This is a genomic window from Streptomyces sp. LMG1-1-1.1 (genome assembly GCF_040815545.1).
In the GTDB taxonomy this organism is placed as follows: Bacteria; Actinomycetota; Actinomycetes; order Streptomycetales; family Streptomycetaceae; genus Streptomyces.
On the sequence record NZ_JBFPNH010000021.1, the window covers coordinates 37,648 to 57,077 of the forward strand.

Annotated in this window: 18 protein-coding genes; 5 read left to right on the plus strand and 13 right to left on the minus strand. The window is 74.0% G+C overall.

Annotation, left to right across the window (positions count from 1 at the left end; genetic code table 11):
- Window positions 1-103: 103 nt before the first annotated feature.
- The 5 genes from MRBLMG1_RS10825 to MRBLMG1_RS10845 are packed head-to-tail and all read right to left on the minus strand — an operon-like array spanning window position 104 to window position 5,689.
- Entirely contained in the window at window positions 104-910 is an 807-nt protein-coding gene (locus MRBLMG1_RS10825) for a type III pantothenate kinase (RefSeq protein WP_367823116.1), read from the minus strand.
- The gene (nadC, locus tag MRBLMG1_RS10830; RefSeq protein WP_367823118.1) at window positions 910-1,926 is read right to left on the minus strand and encodes a carboxylating nicotinate-nucleotide diphosphorylase; all 1,017 of its coding nucleotides are present in this window, start codon (window positions 1,924-1,926) and stop codon (window positions 910-912) included. The genes MRBLMG1_RS10825 and nadC overlap by 1 nt, the downstream gene beginning before the upstream one ends.
- A complete protein-coding gene (locus MRBLMG1_RS10835; protein WP_367823119.1) occupies window positions 1,927-3,621 on the minus strand; it encodes an L-aspartate oxidase in 1,695 nt (564 codons plus the stop codon). It abuts the gene before it with no gap.
- A complete protein-coding gene (gene panC, locus MRBLMG1_RS10840; RefSeq protein WP_367823121.1) occupies window positions 3,618-4,748 on the minus strand; it encodes a pantoate--beta-alanine ligase in 1,131 nt (376 codons plus the stop codon). The genes MRBLMG1_RS10835 and panC overlap by 4 nt, the downstream gene beginning before the upstream one ends.
- On the minus strand, window positions 4,745-5,689 hold the full coding sequence (locus MRBLMG1_RS10845) for a Rossmann-like and DUF2520 domain-containing protein (RefSeq protein WP_367823123.1): 945 nt from the start codon (window positions 5,687-5,689) through the stop codon (window positions 4,745-4,747). Before MRBLMG1_RS10845 ends, panC begins: the two co-directional genes overlap by 4 nt.
- A gap of 125 nt (window positions 5,690-5,814) precedes the next feature.
- On the opposite strand from MRBLMG1_RS10845, the gene MRBLMG1_RS10850 reads away from it, so the two are divergent.
- On the plus strand, window positions 5,815-6,984 hold the full coding sequence (locus tag MRBLMG1_RS10850) for a threonine aldolase family protein (protein WP_367823125.1): 1,170 nt from the start codon (window positions 5,815-5,817) through the stop codon (window positions 6,982-6,984).
- A 181-nt stretch (window positions 6,985-7,165) separates the two neighbouring features.
- On the opposite strand, the gene MRBLMG1_RS10855 is transcribed toward MRBLMG1_RS10850, so the two are convergent.
- Window positions 7,166-7,408 (minus strand): hypothetical protein, encoded by a 243-nt coding sequence (locus MRBLMG1_RS10855; protein WP_367823126.1) that lies wholly within the window; start codon window positions 7,406-7,408, stop codon window positions 7,166-7,168.
- Window positions 7,409-7,555: 147 nt separating this feature from the next.
- Between MRBLMG1_RS10855 and MRBLMG1_RS10860 the strand changes: the two genes are divergently transcribed.
- Window positions 7,556-8,644 (plus strand): DUF5937 family protein, encoded by a 1,089-nt coding sequence (locus MRBLMG1_RS10860; RefSeq protein ID WP_367823127.1) that lies wholly within the window; start codon window positions 7,556-7,558, stop codon window positions 8,642-8,644.
- 6 nt (window positions 8,645-8,650) lie between these two features.
- Here MRBLMG1_RS10860 and MRBLMG1_RS10865 read toward each other — a convergent pair whose 3' ends face one another.
- Together MRBLMG1_RS10865 and MRBLMG1_RS10870 are read right to left on the minus strand one after the other, a co-directional pair.
- Window positions 8,651-9,325, minus strand: coding sequence for a response regulator (locus MRBLMG1_RS10865; RefSeq protein ID WP_367823128.1), 675 nt, complete (start codon window positions 9,323-9,325; stop codon window positions 8,651-8,653).
- A gap of 41 nt (window positions 9,326-9,366) precedes the next feature.
- Window positions 9,367-10,569: a sensor histidine kinase gene (locus MRBLMG1_RS10870; RefSeq protein ID WP_367823129.1), complete on the minus strand. Its 1,203-nt coding sequence runs from the start codon at window positions 10,567-10,569 to the stop codon at window positions 9,367-9,369.
- Window positions 10,570-10,666: 97 nt separating this feature from the next.
- Between MRBLMG1_RS10870 and MRBLMG1_RS10875 the strand changes: the two genes are divergently transcribed.
- Both MRBLMG1_RS10875 and MRBLMG1_RS10880 read left to right on the plus strand, forming a co-directional pair.
- Window positions 10,667-11,704 (plus strand): SAM-dependent methyltransferase, encoded by a 1,038-nt coding sequence (locus MRBLMG1_RS10875; protein ID WP_367823130.1) that lies wholly within the window; start codon window positions 10,667-10,669, stop codon window positions 11,702-11,704.
- Window positions 11,705-11,747: 43 nt separating this feature from the next.
- Entirely contained in the window at window positions 11,748-12,890 is a 1,143-nt protein-coding gene (locus MRBLMG1_RS10880) for an NADH-quinone oxidoreductase subunit D (RefSeq protein WP_367823131.1), read from the plus strand.
- 557 nt (window positions 12,891-13,447) lie between these two features.
- On the opposite strand, the gene MRBLMG1_RS10885 is transcribed toward MRBLMG1_RS10880, so the two are convergent.
- From MRBLMG1_RS10885 to MRBLMG1_RS10900, 4 genes are all read right to left on the minus strand, one after another.
- Window positions 13,448-14,479: a hypothetical protein gene (locus MRBLMG1_RS10885; RefSeq protein ID WP_367823132.1), complete on the minus strand. Its 1,032-nt coding sequence runs from the start codon at window positions 14,477-14,479 to the stop codon at window positions 13,448-13,450.
- A gap of 130 nt (window positions 14,480-14,609) precedes the next feature.
- Complete coding sequence (locus MRBLMG1_RS10890; protein WP_367823133.1) at window positions 14,610-15,620, minus strand: ABC transporter substrate-binding protein; 1,011 nt, start codon at window positions 15,618-15,620, stop codon at window positions 14,610-14,612.
- Window positions 15,621-15,634: 14 nt separating this feature from the next.
- Window positions 15,635-16,315 carry an ABC transporter permease gene (locus MRBLMG1_RS10895; protein ID WP_367823134.1) on the minus strand — a complete coding sequence of 227 codons (681 nt, stop codon included), beginning with the start codon at window positions 16,313-16,315 and terminating at the stop codon, window positions 15,635-15,637.
- A gap of 1 nt (window position 16,316) precedes the next feature.
- Window positions 16,317-17,003 carry an ABC transporter permease gene (locus MRBLMG1_RS10900; RefSeq protein WP_367823135.1) on the minus strand — a complete coding sequence of 229 codons (687 nt, stop codon included), beginning with the start codon at window positions 17,001-17,003 and terminating at the stop codon, window positions 16,317-16,319.
- A 142-nt stretch (window positions 17,004-17,145) separates the two neighbouring features.
- Here MRBLMG1_RS10900 and MRBLMG1_RS10905 point away from each other — a divergent pair, with 142 nt between their 5' ends.
- Entirely contained in the window at window positions 17,146-18,117 is a 972-nt protein-coding gene (locus MRBLMG1_RS10905) for an ABC transporter ATP-binding protein (RefSeq protein WP_367823136.1), read from the plus strand.
- Window positions 18,118-18,216: 99 nt separating this feature from the next.
- Here the strand turns inward: MRBLMG1_RS10905 and MRBLMG1_RS10910 are convergent, their stop codons facing one another.
- Window positions 18,217-19,329 carry an alpha/beta hydrolase gene (locus MRBLMG1_RS10910; protein WP_367823137.1) on the minus strand — a complete coding sequence of 371 codons (1,113 nt, stop codon included), beginning with the start codon at window positions 19,327-19,329 and terminating at the stop codon, window positions 18,217-18,219.
- Window positions 19,330-19,430: the final 101 nt, after the last annotated feature.

Below are 19,430 nucleotides of genomic sequence, written 5' to 3' on the forward strand. Positions count from 1 at the left end.
ACCAGCGCCGCCTCACGACCGCGCCTTCGCCGGCCCACGACCGCGCCGCCGCTTACGACCGTGCCTTCGCCCCCGACCGCGCCGCCGCTCGTCGCCCGCCGCGTCACATGCGGGAGACGTTCCGCTCGTACACCATGCGCAGGCCGATCAGGGTCAGCCAGGGCTCGTGCTCGTCGATCTCGGCCGATTCGCCGAGGACCATCGGGGCGAGGCCGCCCGTGGCGATCACGGTGACGTCGGAGGGGTCGCCGCCCAGGCCGACGAGCTCGCGCTTCATACGGGCGACGACGCCGTCGACCTGGCCCGCGTAGCCGTAGATGATGCCGGACTGCATCGCCTCGACCGTGTTCTTGCCGATGACGTTGCGCGGGCGGGCCAGCTCGATCTTGCGGAGCATGGCGCCCTTCACGCCCAGCGCCTCGACCGAGATCTCGATGCCGGGCGCGATGGCCCCGCCCGCGTACTCGCCGCGCGCGGTGACCGCGTCGTACGTCGTCGCCGTGCCGAAGTCGACGACGATCGCGGGACCGCCGTACAGCTCGACCGCCGCGGCCGCGTTGACGATGCGGTCCGCGCCGACCTCCTTCGGGTTGTCGGTGATGACCGGGACGCCCGTCTTGACGCCCGGCTCCACCAGGACCGCCGGCACGTCCCCGTAGTACCGGCGGGTGACCTCGCGGAGTTCGTGCAGCACCGAGGGGACCGTCGCGCAGATGGCGATCCCCTCGATGCCGTCGCCCAGCTCGACGCCGAGCAGCGGGTGCATGCCCATGAGGCCCTGGAGCAGGACCGCCATCTCGTCGGCCGTCCTGCTCGGGTCCGTGGAGATCCGCCAGTGCTCGACGATCTCCTCGCCGTCGAAGAGGCCGAGGACCGTGTGCGTGTTGCCGACGTCGATGGTGAGCAGCATCAGGCCCGCACCTCGCGCAGGTCCAGGCCGATGTCGAGGATCGGGGAGGAGTGGGTGAGCCCGCCGACCGCCAGGTAGTCCACGCCGGTCGCCGCGTACGCCGCCGCGTTCGCCAGGGTCAGCCGGCCCGAGGACTCCAGGACGGCGCGGCCCGCGACCAGGGCGACGGCCTCCTCGGTCTCGATCGGCGTGAAGTTGTCGAGGAGGATCAGGTCGGCGCCCGCGTCCAGGACCTCGCGGACCTGGTGCATCGTGTCGACCTCGACCTCGATCGGCAGCTCGGGGAACAGCTCCCGCACGGCCTTGAAGGCCTGGGCGACGCCGCCGGCCGCCACCACGTGGTTGTCCTTGACGAGGGCCGCGTCGGACAGCGACATGCGGTGGTTGACGCCGCCGCCGCACCGGACCGCGTACTTCTCCAGGGCGCGCAGGCCCGGGGTGGTCTTGCGGGTGTCGCGGACCTTCGCCTTCGTGCCCTCCAGGGCGTCCGCCCACGCGCGCGTGGCGGTGGCGATGCCGGAGAGGCGGCACAGGATGTTGAGCGCGCTGCGCTCGCCGGTGAGCAGGTCGCGGGTGCGGGCGGTGACGCTGAGGAGCGTCTGCCCGGCCTCGACGCGCTCGCCGTCCTCGACGTGCCGCTCGACCTCGAACTCGTCCGCGCAGACGATGGACAGGACGGCCTCGGCGACCCGCAGACCGGCCACGACACCGGCCTCGCGGGCGGTGAAGTCGGCGGTGGCGACGGCGTCCTCCGGGACGGTCGCCACGGTCGTCACGTCGACGCCGCCGTCGAGGTCCTCGGCGATCGCCAGGTGGGCGATGTCCTCGACCTGGACGGGGTCGAGACCGGCCTGGGCGAGGAGCTCGGCGAGCGCGGGGTCGAGCCCGCACTCGAACTCCTCCCCCTCGCCGCCGCAGCCGCAGCCGTCGCCGCAGCCGCCGGCCTCGGAGGGGGCGCTGATCTGGATCAGAGGGACGTCCACGGGCTCGGGACGGGCTTCCTCGGGCGTGCTCACTTACGGCTCCCTGGGTGCGTCGACGGTGGGGGGAAAGTCGAAGGTGTCGGTGGTGCGGACGTCCAGGGTCCGCTCCGGCGTGAGGCGTACGACGAGGTGCCGGCGCCAGTCCGCGTCGTCGCGGTCCGGGTGATCCTCGCGCCAGTGGCAGCCGCGGGTCTCCTCGCGGCGGCGGGCCGCGGCGACCAGGACCCTGGCGACGCACAGCAGGTTGGTGGTCTCCCAGGACTCCACACCGGGCTCGGCGGCCTTGGTGTCGTCCGTGCCGCCGGCCACGGCGTCGCTGTGCAGGGCGTCGAGGGCCTCGGCGGCCGCCCGCAGGCTGGTCTCCGAGCGGAGCACGCCCGCGCCGGCCGTCATCACCCGCTGGACGCGGGTCCGGGCGCCCGCCACCGGCAGCGGCAGGGTCACCGGCGCCGGGGGCGGCACCGGGGCACCCGCCACGCGCGGGGCGGCGGCCGTGATGTCCTCGGCGATCCGCTCGGCGAAGACCAGGCCTTCCAGGAGCGAGTTCGAGGCGAGCCGGTTGGCGCCGTGGACGCCCGTACAGGCCACCTCGCCGCACGCGTACAGGCCGGGGACCGTGGTCCGGCCGCGCAGGTCGGTGCGGACGCCGCCGGAGGCGTAGTGGGCGGCGGGGGCGACCGGGATCGGCTCGGTCACCGGGTCGATGTCGTGCGAGCGGCAGGCTGCCAGGATCGTCGGGAAGCGCTGCTCCCACATCTCGGCGCCGAAGTGCCGGGCGTCGAGGTACATGTGCTCGGCGCCCTGCTCCAGCATCCGCCGCGTGATCGCCTTGGCGACGATGTCCCGGGGCGCGAGCTCGGCCAGCTCGTGCTGTCCGAGCATGAAGCGGACCCCGTCGGCGTCGACCAGGTGGGCGCCCTCGCCGCGTACCGCCTCGGACACCAGCGGCTGCTGGCCCTCGGAGCCGGCGCCGAGGAAGAGCACCGTGGGGTGGAACTGGACGAACTCCAGGTCGGAGACCTCCGCGCCGGCCCGCAGGGCGAGCGCGACGCCGTCGCCGGTGGAGACGGGCGGGTTGGTGGTGGCCGAGAAGACCTGGCCCATGCCGCCGGTGGCCAGGACCACCGCGGGCGCGTGGACGGCGCCGACGCCGTCGTGCTGGCCCTCGCCCATGACGTGCAGGGTCACGCCCGCCGTACGGCCCTCGGCGTCGGTCAGGAGGTCGAGGACGAGGGCGTGCTCGATGAAGCGGACGCCCCGGTCCCGTATCGCCTCGACCAAGGCGCGGGAGATCTCGGCGCCGGTCGCGTCCCCGCCCGCGTGCGCGATCCGGCGGCGGTGGTGGCCGCCCTCGCGGGTCAGCGCGATGGCGCCGTCGGAGCTCTTGTCGAAGTCGGCGCCGGTCGCGATCAGCCTGCGGACGGCGTCGGGGCCGTCGGTGACGAGCAGCCGCACGGCGTCCTCGTCGCAGAGGCCGGCGCCGGCGACCAGGGTGTCGTCGAGGTGCTGCTCGGGGGTGTCGCCCTCGCCGAGCGCGGCGGCGATGCCGCCCTGGGCCCAGCGGGTCGAGCCGTCGTCGAGCCGCGCCTTGGTGACGACGACCGTGCGGAGTCCGGCGGCGGTGCACCGCAGGGCGGCGGTGAGGCCGGCGACACCGGAGCCGACCACGACGACGTCGGCGGTGATGGCCCAGCCGGGCGCGGGGGCGTGCAGCCGTATTCCGGTCACTTGGCGGCTCCGAACGGGGTGGTTCCGGTCCCGGTGGTCCCGGACGCGGTGGTCCCCGGGACCGGGGTCCCGAAGACGAGGGGGATGTTGTCGATCAGCCGGGTGGCGCCCACGCGCGCGGCGACCGCGAGGATCGCGGGCCCGTCGTGGTCGTCGGCGACCTCGGTGAAGTCGGCCGGGTCGACGAGGGCCAGGTAGTCGAGGGCGAGCGGCGGCTCGGCCTTGGCCGCGTCGTCGAGGACGGCGCGGGCCGCGGCCCGTACGGCCTCGGCTCCGCCGCGCTCCGCGGCCTGCGCGACCGCGTGGGCGTCGGCGGCCGCGCGGGCCTCGCCGAGCCGGGAGAGCGCCTCGGCGCGGTTCTCGGCCCGGCCCTGGGCGCCGGGCAGGGAGGCGGCCCGCGCGCGCAGCGCCTCCTGGGCGGCGAGCCGGTCGCCGGCCGCGAACAGCGCCCGGGACAGCGCCAGCGCGGTACGGCGTTCCTCGGGCGACAGGTAGCGGTTGCGGCTGGACAGGGCGAGGCCGTCGGCCTCCCGGACGGTATCCACGCCGACGATCTCGACCGGGAAGTTCAGGTCCTGGGCCATCCGGCGGATCAGGGCCAGCTGCTGGGCGTCCTTCTGGCCGAAGAAGGCCAGGTCGGGGCCGGTGAGGTGGAGGAGCTTGGCGACGACGGTCAGCACGCCGTCGAAGTGGCCGGGGCGTGAGGCGCCTTCGAGGCGCTCGCCCATCGGGCCCGCGGTGACGCGGACCTGGGGCTCCCCGCCCGGGTAGACCTCGTCGACGGAGGGCGCGAAGACGGCGCTCGCGCCCGCGTCGAGGGCCAGTTCCAGGTCGGCGTCGAGGGTGCGCGGGTAGCGGTCGAGGTCCTCGCCCGCGCCGAACTGGAGCGGGTTGACGAAGACGGTGACGACGACGAAGCCCTGGTGGCCCACGCGCTCGCGTGCGGCCCTGATCAGGGTGGCGTGGCCCTCGTGGAGGGCGCCCATGGTCATGACCACGGCGGTGCGGCCGGGCGTGCTCCAGTGGGCGACGGCGTCCTTGAGGTCCTCGACCGCGCGGAGCAGCTCGGCCGGCTGGTGGCGGCCGGTCCGGCCGTCCTCGGCGCTCTTGCGGGCGGACAGGGTCATCGGTCGTCTCCTTGCGGCCCGTCGGCGGCGGTGCTGTCGGCGGCGAGGACGCCCAGCAGGTCCTCGGCCAGTTCGGGCTTGAGCAGGCCGTGGGCGAGCGCCCGGTCGGCGGTCGTGCGGGCCATCGCCAGGTAGCCGGCGACGGTGCCGGGCGCGTGCTTGCGCAGCTCGGCGACGTGGGCGGCGACCGTGCCGGCGTCACCGCGCGCGACGGGGCCGGTGAGGGCCGCGTCGCCGGACCGCAGGGCGTTGTCCAGGGCGGCGCCGAGGAGGGGGCCGAGCATCCGGTCGGGGGCGGCGACGCCCGCCTTGTGGAGCAGTTCCATCGACTGGGCCACCAGGGTGACCAGGTGGTTCGCGCCGAGGGCCAGGGCCGCGTGGTAGAGCGGGCGGGCCTCCTCGGCGACCCATTCGGGCTCGCCGCCCATCTCGATCACCAGCGCCTCGGCGGCGAGCCGCAGCTCCCCGGGCGCCGTGACCCCGAAGGAGCAGCCGGCGAGCCGCTGGACGTCGACCGCGGTGCCGGTGAACGTCATGGCGGGGTGCAGCGCGAGCGGCAGGGCGCCGGCCCGGCGGGCGGGGTCGAGGACCCGTGCCCCGTACCGCCCGGAGGTGTGGACGATCAGCTGTCCCGGCCGTACGGCTCCGGTGTCGGCGAGGCCCTCGACCAGGCCCGGCAGGGCGTCGTCGGGGACGGTCAGCAGGACCAGGTCGGCGAGGGCGAGGACGCGGGCGGGCTCGACGACCGGGACGTCGGGCAGGAGGTCCGCGGCACGGCGCCGAGAGGCGTCGGAGACCGCCGACACGGCGACGGGACGGTGTCCGGCGAGCCGGAGGGAGGCGGCCAGTGCGGGGCCCACGCGGCCCGCGCCGACGACTCCGACGGTGAGCCGGGCGGGTCGGTCATCGGCTCGGGGCTCTGGCGCTGCTGGTGCGTTCACGGTGGGGACGGCCTTCCGTTCCAGTCCTCGGCGGGTACCGGACGATTTCTGGTCATGCTACGCCAGCGTTTCGCGCTCCCCCGTGGCTGTCCACAGGGTGTGGGCGGTGGTGTGATGATCACCCCATGAATCCTGAGAGCCCCGTGAGCCCTGTGGACGAGGAAGCGGCCCGGCTGTACCGGGCGAAGCTGTGGGGAGGCGCCGCCCGCAAGCTGTGGGACACCACCGTGGACGGCGCGGTCGGCCCCCGGCTGCGCGAACTGGCCGACTGGGCGGAGGCCGCCGGCCACGGCGACGCGCCGGTCGACACGTACGGCAACGGGCTCGTGGAGGAGCTGGAGCGACGCGTCGCCGAAGAGCTCGGCTTCCCCGCCGCCGTTTTCTTCCCGACCGGCACCATGGCCCAGCAGGTCGCGCTCCGCTGCTGGGCGGGCCGCACCGGCAGCCCCGTGGTCGCCCTCCACCCGCTCGCCCACCCCGAGCTCCACGAGGACGGGGCGTTCGGGGCCGTCTCCGGGCTCCGCACGGTGCACCCGACCGACGCGCCGCGGCTGCCGACCGCCGAGGAGGTACGCGACCACCCGGAGCCCTTCGGGACGCTGATGCTGGAGCTCCCGCTGCGGGACGCCGGCTTCGTCCTGCCGTCCTGGGAGGAGCTGACCGAGGTCGTGGAGGCGGCCCGGGAGCGGGACGCGGTGATCCACTTCGACGGGGCCAGGCTGTGGGAGTGCCCGACCCGCCTCGGCCGCGGGCTCGCCGAGATCGCGGGGCTCGCCGACAGCGTGTACGTCTCGTTCTACAAGTCCCTCGGCGGCCAGTCCGGGGCCGCGCTCGCCGGCCCCGAGGACGTCATGGAGGAGGCCCGGGTCTGGCGGCACCGCTACGGCGGCATGCTCTTCCAGCAGTACCCGGCCGCGCTCACGGCGCTCCGGGGCCTCGACGTCGAGCTGCCCCGGCTGCCCTCGTACGTGGCCCACGCGCGCGTGGTGGCCGACGCGGTCCGCGAGGCGTTCGCCGACGCCGGCGTCGGCTGGTCCCGCGTCCACCCCGAGACCCCGCACACCCATCAGTTCAAGGTCTGGCTGCCGTACTCCGCCGACACCCTCACCGCCGCGGCCGTCGCGGCCACCGAGGCCACCGGCACCGCCCTCTTCCGCCGCTGGTTCTCCCCCGGCCCCGGCGGCCCGCCGGGAGTCGCGACGACCGAGCTCACGGTGACCGCACCCGGCCTCGCATGGACCGCGGAGGACGTGAAGGAGGCGGTACGGGACTTCCTGTCCCGGATCGAGGGCTGACGCGGGCGCGCCAGGCCGGGGGGGTGCCAGGCCGGGGGGGTGCGCCAGGCCGGGGGAGGCGGCTGGCCGGGGGAGGCGCCTGGCTGATCGACCGCTGACGCGGGGCGCGCCCGCGCCGGAGGGTGCGCCCGGCGGGAGGGCGCGCCCGGCCCGGTCTCGCCGCCGTCCCCCCGAGACCTCCTCAGCAGGAGCGGGGACGCGGCCGACGGTCCAGGACCGTGCGGAGGGTCATGGGCAGGGCCCTGCGGAGGGCCGTGCGGAAGGAGCGTCGTGACGGGCGGCCCGCGAGCACGCGCTCGAAGCGGCGCCGGTCGCGGACCGCCCGCAGGACGGCGACGTCATGGGCGCCGGGCTCCGGCGGCGCCGGCTCCCCGAGCCGGGCGGCGCGGTAGGTGTCGAAGAGGTACTGATGCAGGGCGTTCATGGCCTCACCGTGCGCCGCGCCCGCGCCCCGCGGCGCGTCACTTGACGGCTCTCGTCAAACGGCGCTCCGGGGCCGCCGGGCGCGTCGATTGACGGCCCGCGTCAAACGACGCGACAGGGCCCCGGGCGCACCCCGCACCATGGGCGGGTGAGCGTGACCATCGACATCACCGGACTGCCGCGTGAGCGGATCGTCTTCTGCCCCTCGCCGCTGGCGGAGCTGGGCGCTGCCCTGCACGCGCTCTCCGAGCCCGCGCACCACGCCCGGCTGCACGCCTGGACGACCACGACGGCGGCCGCGCTGAAGCCGGAGCTGGCGGACCGGCTGCACGAGGCCGACTTCATGTGGCGCTCCACCCGCTCCGACATCCTGCTGCCGGCCACGCCCCGCGAGACGCTCGCCGAGGAGCTGGACGACCTCGACCGCATGGACGACGAGATCTTCGTGGGCTCGGCCCTGGAGATCTCCTGCTCCAGCCAGTACCCGCACGGCGCGCCCTCGCCGCTCGTCGACGAGCGGATGCGGCGCCGGGCCCTCGACCTGGCCACCGCGCGCGGCCCCCGCCAGGCCGCCTTCGTGGAGCGGATGCTCGCCGACCCGCCCGGCACGCGCGCGTGGGTCCGGCGGCTCCTGGAGGACTGCGACGACGCCTTCTTCGGCGACACCTGGCGCCGGGTCCGGGTCCAGCTCGCCGCCGACGCCCGCCACAAGACCGAGCTGATGCGGCACAAGGGCCTGGCCGAGGCCGTCACCGACGCCTCCTCGGCGATGGTCCTCGAAGAGGACGAGCAGGGCTCCCGGATCGTCGTCGACAAGCTGCTCCACGGCCGTACCAGCGCCGAGGGCTCCGGCCTGACGTTCCTGCCGACCGCCTTCGGCTGGCCGCACCTCTTCGCGCTGCACGCGCCCGGCTGGCAGCCCGTCGTCCAGTACCCCGTGCCCACCCGCGACCTCGGCGGTGCCGCGTCCGTCGAGGCGGTCAAACTGCGCCTGGAGGCGGTCGCCCACCCGATGCGGATGCGGCTGTGCCGCAGCCTCGCCCGGGGCTCGTACACGACGAGCGAGCTCGCCGACGCGTACGGCATCACCGCCCCCGAGGTCTCCCGGCACCTGGCCGTCCTGCGGAAGGCCGGTCTGCTCACCACCCAGCGCCGCGGCCGGTACGTCCTCCACCAGCTCGACGTGTCCGTCGTCGCCCGCCTCGGCAGCGACTTCCTGGAGTCGGTCCTGCGGTGAGAGGGGTCAGGCCGGGCCGCCGCCCGCGCGGACCAGGCCCGACTCGTAGGCGAGGACCACGACCTGGACGCGGTCGCGGAGGCCCAGCTTGGTGAGGATGCGGCCCACGTGGGTCTTGACGGTGGCCTCGGAGAGGACGAGCCGGGCGGCGATCTCGCCGTTCGAGAGGCCCTGGGCGACGAGCATCATGACCTCGCGCTCGCGCTCCGTCAGCCGTTCGAGGCCCTTGTGCTCGGGCTCCTTGCCCGACGACGGGAGCATCGGCGAGAAGCGGTCCAGGAGCCGGCGGGTGGTGGACGGCGCCACCACCGCGTCGCCGCTGTGCACCGAGCGGATCGCGCCGAGCAGCTCGGCGGGCGGCACGTCCTTCAGCATGAAGCCGCTCGCCCCCGCCTTCAGCCCCGAGAACGCGTACTCGTCGAGGTCGAAGGTCGTCAGGATCAGCACCTTCGGGGCGTCCGGGTCCGAACAGATCCGCCGGGTCGTCTCGACCCCGTCCAGCTTGGGCATCCGCACGTCCATCAGGACGACGTCGACCGCCGTGGACCGCAGTACCTCGAGGGCCTCGACACCGTCGCCCGCCTCCGCGACGACCTCCATGTCCGGCTGGGCGGCGAGCACCATGCGGAAACCGGTGCGCAGCAGCACCTGGTCGTCGACGAGCATCACGCGGATGGACATCAGGTCAGTTCCTTAGGGGTCGTCAGTGCGCGGAAGGGTCGTCAGTGCGCGGACTTGAGGGGGAGCAGGGCGCTGATCCGGAATCCGCCGCCCGGACGCGGGCCCGCGTCCAGCGTGCCGCCGACCATGCCGACCCGCTCCCGCATGCCGATCAGACCATGCCCCCGGCCGTCCGCGCCGCCGTCCTCGTACATCTCCTGCGGTGCTCCCCGGCCGTCGTCCTCGACGAGCAGCCCGAGACCGTCGTCGAAGTAGACCAGGCGGACGCTGGCGCCGACGTCCGGCCCGCCGTGCTTGCGCGTGTTGGTGAGGGCCTCCTGCACGATCCGGTACGCGGTGAGCTCGACGCCGCTCGGCAGCGGTCGCGGGCTCCCCTCGATCGCGAAGTCGACGGTGAGACCGGCGCCGCGGACCTGCTCGACCAGGTCCTCGATCTGCCGCACGTCGGGCTGGGGCACGTACTCCCCGGCCTCCTGGTGCTCCCCGGTGCGCAGGATGCCGAGCAGCCGGCGCATCTCGGCGAGGGCCTGGCGGCCCGTGGTGGAGATGGTCTCCAGAGCCTGCTTGGCGGTCTGCGGGGAGGAGTCCATGACATAGGCGGCGCCGTCGGCCTGGACGACCATCACCGACACGTTGTGCGCGACGACATCGTGCAGCTCACGGGCGATCCGGGCGCGCTCGGCGGCGACCGCGACCTTGGCCTGGGCCTCGCGCTCCTTCTCCAGCCGGGAGGCACGCTCCTCCAGCTGCGCGAAGTAGGCCCGGCGGGTGCGGAGCGAGTCGCCGAGCACCCAGGCCAGCACGAACGGGACGGTCATGATGACCGTGAAGAAGACCTTGGCCGCGCCGGATTCGGTGCCCTCCGTCGGCCATCTCACCTGGGACAGCGTGGCGGCGCAGAGGCCGCCGGCGAGTGCCAGCCGGGACGCCCAGCGGGCTCCGTCGTGCGCCGCGACGGTGAAGATGATCACGAGCATGGCGAAGTCGGCCACGAACGGCGCGAGGTCGAACACGAGCTGGACGATCCCCAGGGCGACCGTGAGCAGCAGCATCTTCTCCGGCGCGCGCCGGCGCAGGGCCACGACCAGGGAGAAGAGCACCGCGACCACACCGAAGCCGACGGGGTGGGCAGCCGCCGGATGGGTCGACCCCACCCACAGCAGGGAGAACCCGAGGAGGACGACGGCCCAGAAGGTGTCGACGCCCGTCGGGTGTCTGCGGAGGAAGTCGTAGAGGCGCTGCACGTCACCCAGAGTAGGGAAAGGGAGGTGGTGCAGGGATCAACCGTGGGGTCGATCCTTGGCGCGGAGCCCGTACTCCCCGAGGTGGAGACTGGGGCCCGTGACGGATGAGACGTGTCAGTGGCAGGGGTGGCGCGAGGCCACGGAACGGGCGCTGTACGGCCCCGGGGGCTTCTACCTGCGGCCCGAGGGACCGGCGGGGCACTTCCGCACCTCCGTGCACGCCTCCCCGCTCTTCGCGGGGGCCGTGGCCCGGCTGCTCCGCGAGGTCGCGGAGGAGCTGGGATCGGCCGAGGTGGACCTGGTGGACGTGGGCGCGGGCCGTGGCGAACTGCTCACCGGGGTGCTCGCGGCGACCGCAGGCAGCGGCCTCGCCGTCCGGGCGGTCGCCGTGGAACGCGCCGCCCGGCCCGCCGGGCTCGACCCCCGCGTCGAGTGGACCGACCGCATCCCGCGGGGCGTGCGCGGGCTCCTCTTCGCGAACGAATGGCTCGACAACGTGCCGGTCGACGTCGCGGAGGCCGACGCGACGGGCACCGCCCGGTACGTGGAGGTCCGCGCCGACGGCACCGAACGGCTCGGCCCGCCCGTCTCCGGCCCCGACGCGGACTGGCTGTCCCGCTGGTGGCCCCTGCGCGAGCCGGGCGCCCGGGCCGAGATCGGACTCCCCCGCGACCGGGCCTGGGCCCACGCCGTCGCCTCCCTCACGGCCGGCCGCGCGGTCGCCGTCGACTACGCCCACGTCCGCGCCGCCCGGCCGCCCTTCGGCACCCTCACCGGTTTCCGCGCGGGCCGCGAGGTTCCCCCCGTCCCCGACGGCACCTGCGACCTCACCTCCCACGTGGCCCTGGACGCGTGCGGAGGCCTGCCGGCCGGGGAGCCCCGCCACGACGACGACCACGTCCCCGGCCCGGGCGCCCACGCGCGCGCGTCCACGGTCCCCCGCCCCGAGCTGGCCACCCAGCGGGAGGCCCTGCGACGGCTCGGCGTGTCCGGGGAACGGCCGCCCCTCGCCCTGGCCTCCACCGACCCCGCCGGCTACGTCCGCGCGCTCGCCTCGGCGGGCGAGGCCGCCGAACTCACCGCTCCCGGCGGCCTCGGCGACTTCCTCTGGCTCACCCAGCGGGTCCCCCTGTGAGCGGGGCGAACGGGCGTCGGGAGCGCAGGGGATACTGGGCCGCATGACGGAGACGACGGTCGGGATCGGCGGGGCGGCGGAGAGCACCGACATGGTGCTGAACATCGGGCCGCAGCACCCTTCGACCCATGGAGTGCTCCGGCTGCGGCTCGTACTCGACGGTGAGGTCGTGCGGGAGGCCGAGCCGGTGATCGGATACATGCACCGCGGCGCCGAGAAGCTCTTCGAGGCCCGGGACTACCGGCAGATCATCATGCTGGCCAACCGGCACGACTGGCTCTCCGCGTTCTCCAACGAGCTCGGCGTCGTGATGGCCGTCGAGCGGATGCTCGGCATGGAGGTCCCCGAGCGCGCCGTGTGGACACGGACGCTGCTCGCCGAACTGAACCGGGTCCTCAACCACCTGATGTTCCTCGGCTCGTACCCCCTCGAACTGGGCGGGATCACTCCCGTCTTCCACGCCTTCCGGGAGCGCGAGGAGCTCCAGGCGGTCATGGAGGAGGTCTCCGGCGGCCGGATGCACTACATGTTCAACCGGGTCGGCGGCCTCAAGGAAGACCTGCCCGCCGGGTGGCTGGGCCGGGCCCGGCAGGCCGTCGCCGACGTACGTTCGCGGATGGACGTGTACGACCGGCTGGTCCTCGGCAACGAGATCTTCCGCGGCCGCACCCGGGGGATCGGCGTCCTGTCGCAGGCCGCCGTGCACGCGTACGGGGTGTCCGGGCCGATCGCCCGCGCCTCGGGCGTCGACTTCGACCTGCGCCGCGACGAGCCGTACCTCGCCTACGGGGAACTCCAGGACACCCTGCGGGTCGCCGTGCGCGAAGAGGGCGACTGCCTCGCCCGGTTCGAGTGCCTCCTCGACCAGACCCACAACTCGCTCGACCTTGCCGACGCCTGCCTGGACCGCATGGCCGAGCTCCCGCAAGGCCCGATCAACCAGCGGCTGCCCAAGGTGCTCAAGGCTCCCGAGGGCCACACGTACGCCTGGACCGAGAACCCGCTCGGCGTCAACGGCTACTACCTCGTCTCGAAGGGCGAGAAGACCCCCTACCGGCTCAAGCTCCGCTCCGCGTCCTTCAACAACATCCAGGCGCTCGTCGAACTCCTGCCCGGCACGCTCGTCGCCGACATGGTCGCCATCCTCGGCTCCCTCTTCTTCGTCGTCGGCGACATCGACAAATAACCCCCTCCCCAGCGACCTGCCCCCCACCAGCCCCCGCTCACGGGCCCTCGGGCGCTGCCCCTCCTCCCCGCCCACCCTCGTTGTGGGCAATCGTTCCGCTGGGGCGGAACGGGTGGGCACAACGGAACGGCGCCCCCTGCCGGGCCTAGGCTTCCGCGCCCGAACCCGCACCGGTCGCGCGGCGAACTATGGGTGCGGGCAGGTGCAGGGGGCGAGGCGCCGCCGAGGGCGCCGTCCCGTGTGCCCACCCGTCCCGCCCCAGCGGGACGATTGCCCACACGGCGGTGGGGCGGGCGGATGGTGCGGCCCGCACGGCGGTAAAGCCGGGCGGCGGGCGCAGCCCGCACGAGGCGCGGGACCGTAAGCCGCACGAGGCGGGAACGAGCGGGCGCAGCCCGCACGAAGCGCGGCACCTCCAGGCCGCAGAACGCGGGACCGCGAGGGCGCAGCCCCCACGAGGCGCGGGACCGCGAGGCCGCACGGCACGGGGCCGCGTGGGCGCAGCCCGCACGAAGCGCGGGGCCGAGCGCGGGCGCGGCCCGCGCCAGGGGGTGGGGTCAGGAGTTGATGGCGCCGCGGAGTTGGGCGACGTCGAGTTGTTCGGTTTCGTCGTGGGCGGTGAGGTCGATGACGTGGCCGATGGTCCGCGGCGGGGCGACGGGCGTGAGGAGGGGCGCGCCGGTGGAGGTCTCGGCGGCGAGGACCTCTTCGCCGACGACGTCGGCGAGGTCCGTGTGCTGGACGGCCTCGATCGCGGCGGCGGCCTTCTGCGTACCGAAGAAGTCGAAGCCGCCCTCGGGGCGCGGGACGGGCCTGCGGGCCGCGTAGGGGACGATCGCGCTCGCGGTCGGCACCGCGGGCAGGGCGGTGGCGGCGGACGCGGCCGGCGGGAGGGCGAGGGTGGAGGCGGCCGGGCGGGTGTGCTCGGTTCCGGCGGCCGCCGCGTGCTTCCCCTGCGGCTCCTCCGTCTCACGGGCCCGCTCGGCGAGGTCGCGGGCGCGGGCGGCCTCGGTGGTGCGGCGGGCCTGCTGTGCGGCGGCGTTGCGAGGGAGGTCGCGCAGGGCCTGGGCCGCGCGGCGGTAGGCCTCCGGGGTGGGCGCGGAGCCGGCGGCCGGCAGTGCCTTGGCCTCGGAGGTGGTCTCCAGGGCGAGGACGCGGGCGCCCTCCAGGGCGCTGGCCCGCTCGGTCTCGGCGGTCGCGTACCGGCGGAGGAGGTCGGCGTGTTCGCCGCGCAGTCCGGCGAGCTCCACGCGCTTGGCGCGGAGCTTGGCGTCGAGCTTGCCGCGCAGGGCGCGGGACTCCTCCAGGTCGGACTCCAGCTCGGCGGTCCGCTCCTCGGCCTTCCACTGGTCGGCGGCGCGGGCCCGGTCGAGCTCGGCGACCCGCAGTCCGGCACCCCGGTCCCAACTGCGCATGAGGACGGCACCGGTGACGGCCGCGGCCGCCGCGGCGGCGGCGAGCAGCCGGGCGACCACGAGGCCGCCGGGCAGCCAGGCGGCCGCGGCGCACACGACCGCGGCGCCGGCGACCGCGGACGGCGGCAGCAGCTTGTGCAGAGGCGGGGAATGGCGGTGGCGTCCACGTGGCATGGCCTGAAATTTACCGTGCGTAGGCGGCACGTGGGGTGTCGGCCCGGCAATCTCTTGGCCACTTCTCGCCGCGAGAAGTGGATATCGGCCGTTCCGGTTCCGTTTCGGGCCGACTGCCCTCACCCGGGGACTACTTGTCGACCAGCCCCTTCTCCACCAGATAGGCCTTGGCGACGTCCTCGGGCTTCGCCCGCTCGGCGTCCACCTTGCGGTTGAGTTCGGCGAGATCCGCTGTGGTCAGCACCCGGGTGAGCCGGTCGAGCGCGGTGGCTATCTCCGGAGAACCGGCGTCCTTCGCGTTGACCACGGGCAGCACGTTGTCGGCGTTCTGCAGCTTCTTGTCGTCGGTGAGGAAGACGAGGCCGTAGCCGTCGATCGTGGCGTCCGTGGTGGTGGTCAGGACCAGCTGGTCCACGCCGTCCTTGACGGCCTGCTTCGCCTGCGGTGTGCCGACGCCCTTGGGGTCGACGCCGGTCACGTCGATCCCGTACGTCTTCTTCAGACCGGGCGCGCAGAACGGTCGCACCGCGCATTCGTCACCGGCCGCGATCTTCACCTTGAGCTTGGAACGGCCGAGATCGGAAAGCGTCGTCAGCTTGTTCTTCGCGGCGAATTCCTTCGTCACCGCGAAGGCGTTCTGATCGATGGCCTCGCCGGCCGCGAGCACCTTCAGACCGCGCGGTTCCGCGAGCTTCCGCAGCGCCTCGACCGTCGCCGCCGCGTCACCCGAAGCGACCGGCTTCTCCTCGGGCGCCTTCGGCCCGTTCACCTTCGCGTTGAGGAATTCCGCGATCGTCGCCGCGTATTCCGGTACGACGTCTATCTCGCCCTTCTCCAGGGACGGCTCGTACAGTTCGCGGTTCTTCACGGTCGTGATGGACACCGAGTACCCGGCGGCCTCCAGCGACTGGGCGTACAGCTCGGCGAGCACCTTGGCCTCGGTGAACGCCGCCGCCCCGACCACGAGCGAGCCCTTGCCCCCGGCGGTCGCAGCGTCGGAGCCCGAGCCACCCGAGCTTCCGGAGCCCTTCTTGCTGCCCTCCAGGCTGTCGCCGCCGCACGCGGCGAGGGCGACCGTCAGCGCCGCCGTGCCCAGCACCGCACCCGTGATACGCGAGATCCTGTTCACCGAATCACCCATCTCAGATCGTTCGTTCAGCCGTCGAGTCGTCGGGCCCGCACCGGTCCCGCGAGCAGTCGGTCCGCCCCCACCAGCACGCCCTCCACGAGCAGGGCGAGCAGGGCCACGAGCACGGCGCCCGCGACCACCTGGGCGGTGTCGTAGGTGGCGAAGCCGGCCGTGATGATCCGGCCGAGGCCGCCCTGGCCGACCATCGCCGCGACCGTCGCCGTGGCCACCACCTGCACCGCCGCCGAGCGCACTCCGGTCATCACCACCGGCCGGGCCAGCGGGAGTTCGACCCGGCGGAAGAGCTGGCCGCCCGTCATCCCCATGCCGCGCGCGGCCCGCACGGCGGACCGGTCCACCTCGCGCATCCCCACGTACGCGTTGGTGAGGAGCGGGGGTACCGCGAAGAGCACCAGGGCCACGACGGTCGGCACGTAGCCGGCGTTGCGCAGGGGCGACACCATGAAGAGGGCGAGGACCGCGAAGACGGGGACCGCCCGCCCGACGTTCGACACGTTCACCGCGAGGGTCCCGCCCCGGCCGAGGTGGCCGAGCCAGAGGCCGAGCGGCAGCGCGAGCGCCGCGGCGATCAGCAGCGCCGCCCCGCTCACGTACACGTGCTCGGCGAGGCGCTGCCCGATGCCTTCCTCGCCGGTCCAGTGCGCGCCGGTGGTGAGCCAGGCCCAGGCATCCGTCACGACCCCCACCTCACTCACCTCCCGGCGCGGTCCGTATGCGGGTCCACGGCGTGAGCAGCCGCTGGAGGCCCAGGAGGAGCAGGTCGGCGGTGACGGCGAGCAGGACGCACAGCACGGAGGCGGCGAGCATCTGCGCCTTGAAGAAGGTCGGCAGCGCGTCCTCGATGAGATTGCCGAGGCCGCCGCGGCCGACGACCGAGCCGATCGTGGTCAGCGCGATCGTGGAGACCGTCGCCATCCGTATGCCGGCCATCAGCACGGGCAGCGCCAGCGGGAGTTCGACCTGCCAGAGGAGCCGCCACGAGCCGTACCCCATGCCCCGGGCGGCCTCCCGCGTCTCGGCGGGCACCGCGGCGAGCCCGGCCAGCGTGTTCCGCACGAGGATCGTCAGGGCGTACAGCACGAGGCCGGTGACCACGAGCGCCGCGGAGAGCCCGAAGAGGGGCAGCAGCAGGGAGAACATCGCGAGCGACGGCACCGTGTAGAGCAGGGTGGTCAGCCCGAGGACGGGTCCGGCGAACCGGGGCCTGGCCCGCACCAGCAGCGCGAGGGGGACCGACACCGCGAGGGCGATCAGCACGGACGCGACGGTGATTCCCACATGCTGGAGCAGCGCGTCCGTCAACTCCGTGCGCCGGCTGCGCAGGTACTCCCCGCAGATCCAGTCGTTCGCGACCAGACAGTTCGGCGCGCTCATCGTCCCTCCCCCGGGTCGTCGACCCTCCCGAACGCTTGTCTGACGACCCTAACCCCCGCCACCGACAATCCACCGGACTCGCCACAATGCGGCAACACGCCCTTCACACACCCCCGGTGTCCAGGGGCCAGAATGGGGAACCATGATCCGGTTCGAGCACGTGACCAAGCGGTACGCCGACGGCACCACGGCCGTCGACGACCTCTCCTTCGAGGTCGCCGAGGGCGAACTCGTCACCCTGGTCGGGCCGTCCGGCTGCGGCAAGACGACCACGATGATGATGGTGAACCGGCTCGTCGAGCCGACCTCGGGCCGCGTCCTCGTCGACGGCGAGGACATCGCCGGCGTCGACCCGGTCGCCCTGCGCCGCAAGATCGGCTACGTCATCCAGCAGGTCGGGCTCTTCCCCCACCGCACGGTCCTCGACAACACGGCGACCGTTCCCGCCCTCCTCGGCTGGAAGAAGGCCGCCGCACGCGCGCGTGCCGCCGAACTCCTCGACCTGGTCGGCCTCGACCCGGCCACGTACGGCTCCCGCTACCCCGCCCAGCTGTCCGGCGGACAGCGCCAGCGCGTCGGCGTCGCCCGCGCCCTCGCCGCCGACCCGCCCGTCCTCCTCATGGACGAGCCGTTCGGCGCCGTCGACCCCGTCGTCCGCGAGCGCCTCCAGAACGAGTTCCTCGCCCTCCAGGCCACCGTCCGCAAGACCGTCCTCCTCGTCACCCACGACATCGAGGAGGCCGTCCGGATGGGCGACCGCATGGCCGTCTACGGGCAGGGCCGCATCGAGCAGTTCGACGCCCCCGCCACCGTCCTCGGCTCCCCCGCCACCCCGTACGTCGCGGACTTCGTCGGCAGCGACCGCGGCCTCAAGCGGCTCGCCGTCACCCCCGTCACCGAGGCCGACCTCGACCCGTGGGCGAAGGGCGCCGGCGCGACCGGGAACGGCGACCCCGCCCCCGTACCCCTCGGCACCTCACTCAAGGACGCCCTCGCCGCACTCCTCCAGCACGACACGGGCCGCCTCACGGTCACCGGCGCCGACGGGACGCCGCTCGGCGTCCTCACCCCGGCCGGCGTCCACCGCGCCCTGCGCCGGGCCACCCCGGAGTGAGCGTCAGCTCGCACTGAGCCATCCCGGGGTGAGCGTCCGCTCGCACTGAGCCACCCCGGAGTGAGTGTCAGCTCGCCCCGGGCCGCCCCGGAATGAGCCTCAGCTCGCGCTGAGCTTCGTGCCCATCCAGACCAGGCCCGGCGGGATCTCGCGGTTCCACGTGTTGAAGTTGTGGCCGCCGCTCTCCAGCGTGATCGACGAGACCTTCGCCGGGCTCCTCACCTTCCGGACGAACTCCCGCGTCCCCTTCAGGTTGTCCTCGCCCCGCTTCGACGTCGTCACCAGGAAGGACGAATGCCCCTGCGGCAGGTGGTCCAGGCTCCACAGCAGGTCGGACCGCCGGCGCAGCGCCTCGTCCCCGCGGAAGAGGTCACCCGTCGTCACGTCCTCCGCGGCCCGGTAGTACGCCGAGAACCCCGCCCCCGCCGCGAACCGGTCCGGATGGCGCAGCGCGATCTTCAGGGCGCAGTAGGCCCCCGTCGAGTTCCCCATGAACCCCCAGTTCCGGGGGTTCGTCCCCACCCGGTACGTCTCCGAGACGGCCCTCGGCAGGTCCTCGGCGAAGAAGGTCTCCGTCTTCGGGCCCCCGGGGACGTCCACGCACTCGGTGTCCCGCGGCGGCGCCACCGTCGGCCGCAGCATCACCAGGATCATCGGCTGCATCCGGCCCTCCTTCGCCTGGAGGTAGGCCGTCTTGGGGTACTTCAGCCCCTTGATCAGGTTCTCCGCGGTGCCCGGGTACCCGGTGAGCACCACAGCCGCCGGGAACGTCCGCTTCGCGTACCGCGCCTGGAAGTACTCCGGCGGCAGGTACACGTACGCCGGCGAGACGATGCCCGACCGGTCCCCCGCTATGACGACCTGCTGTATCCGGCCGCCGACCTCCGGACGGCCGCCGCCCGGCACGTCGAGCGCCCGCGTCCCCACCACCCGTACGTCCTTCGAGCCCGCCGCGTGGTCGACGACGACCCCCATGTCCTGCTCCTGCCCGAACAGGTCCGCCCACGAGCCGTAGAAGAGGAACGACCGGTTCGCCGCCAGGCCCACCGCCGCGAACAGCGCCACCTGCGTCACGAGCAGCAGTGCCACCCGCCCCACCACGCTCCGCCACCCGCCGCGCGCGAGCCGCGGCCACAGCAGCACCGTGGCCGCGAACAGCACCACTGCCAGCACCACTGACGACCAGAGGACCTTGTCGCTGGTGAGACCCATGAGACGCCCGAGCCTTCTTTCCGAGAATTTCCTGTGCACCGATGAACCCGACTCCGCACGGCTCCGTCCTAGAAGGCGCACCAGCCGGAGAGACCCCCGCC

What these genes read in the sequence shown, in the direction of transcription:
- MRBLMG1_RS10865 (WP_367823128.1), bottom strand. Translation starts at nt 9,325, where the DNA reads ATGTCCATCCGCGTGATGCTCGTCGACGACCAGGTGCTGCTGCGCACC.
- MRBLMG1_RS10905 (WP_367823136.1), top strand. Translation starts at nt 17,146, where the DNA reads ATGATCCGGTTCGAGCACGTGACCAAGCGGTACGCCGACGGCACCACG.
- MRBLMG1_RS10825 (WP_367823116.1), bottom strand. Translation starts at nt 910, where the DNA reads ATGCTGCTCACCATCGACGTCGGCAACACGCACACGGTCCTCGGCCTC.
- MRBLMG1_RS10850 (WP_367823125.1), top strand. Translation starts at nt 5,815, where the DNA reads ATGAATCCTGAGAGCCCCGTGAGCCCTGTGGACGAGGAAGCGGCCCGG.
- MRBLMG1_RS10880 (WP_367823131.1), top strand. Translation starts at nt 11,748, where the DNA reads ATGACGGAGACGACGGTCGGGATCGGCGGGGCGGCGGAGAGCACCGAC.
- MRBLMG1_RS10890 (WP_367823133.1), bottom strand. Translation starts at nt 15,620, where the DNA reads ATGGGTGATTCGGTGAACAGGATCTCGCGTATCACGGGTGCGGTGCTG.
- MRBLMG1_RS10900 (WP_367823135.1), bottom strand. Translation starts at nt 17,003, where the DNA reads ATGAGCGCGCCGAACTGTCTGGTCGCGAACGACTGGATCTGCGGGGAG.
- MRBLMG1_RS10910 (WP_367823137.1), bottom strand. Translation starts at nt 19,329, where the DNA reads ATGGGTCTCACCAGCGACAAGGTCCTCTGGTCGTCAGTGGTGCTGGCA.
- MRBLMG1_RS10885 (WP_367823132.1), bottom strand. Translation starts at nt 14,479, where the DNA reads ATGCCACGTGGACGCCACCGCCATTCCCCGCCTCTGCACAAGCTGCTG.
- MRBLMG1_RS10855 (WP_367823126.1), bottom strand. Translation starts at nt 7,408, where the DNA reads ATGAACGCCCTGCATCAGTACCTCTTCGACACCTACCGCGCCGCCCGG.
- panC (WP_367823121.1), bottom strand. Translation starts at nt 4,748, where the DNA reads ATGACCCTGTCCGCCCGCAAGAGCGCCGAGGACGGCCGGACCGGCCGC.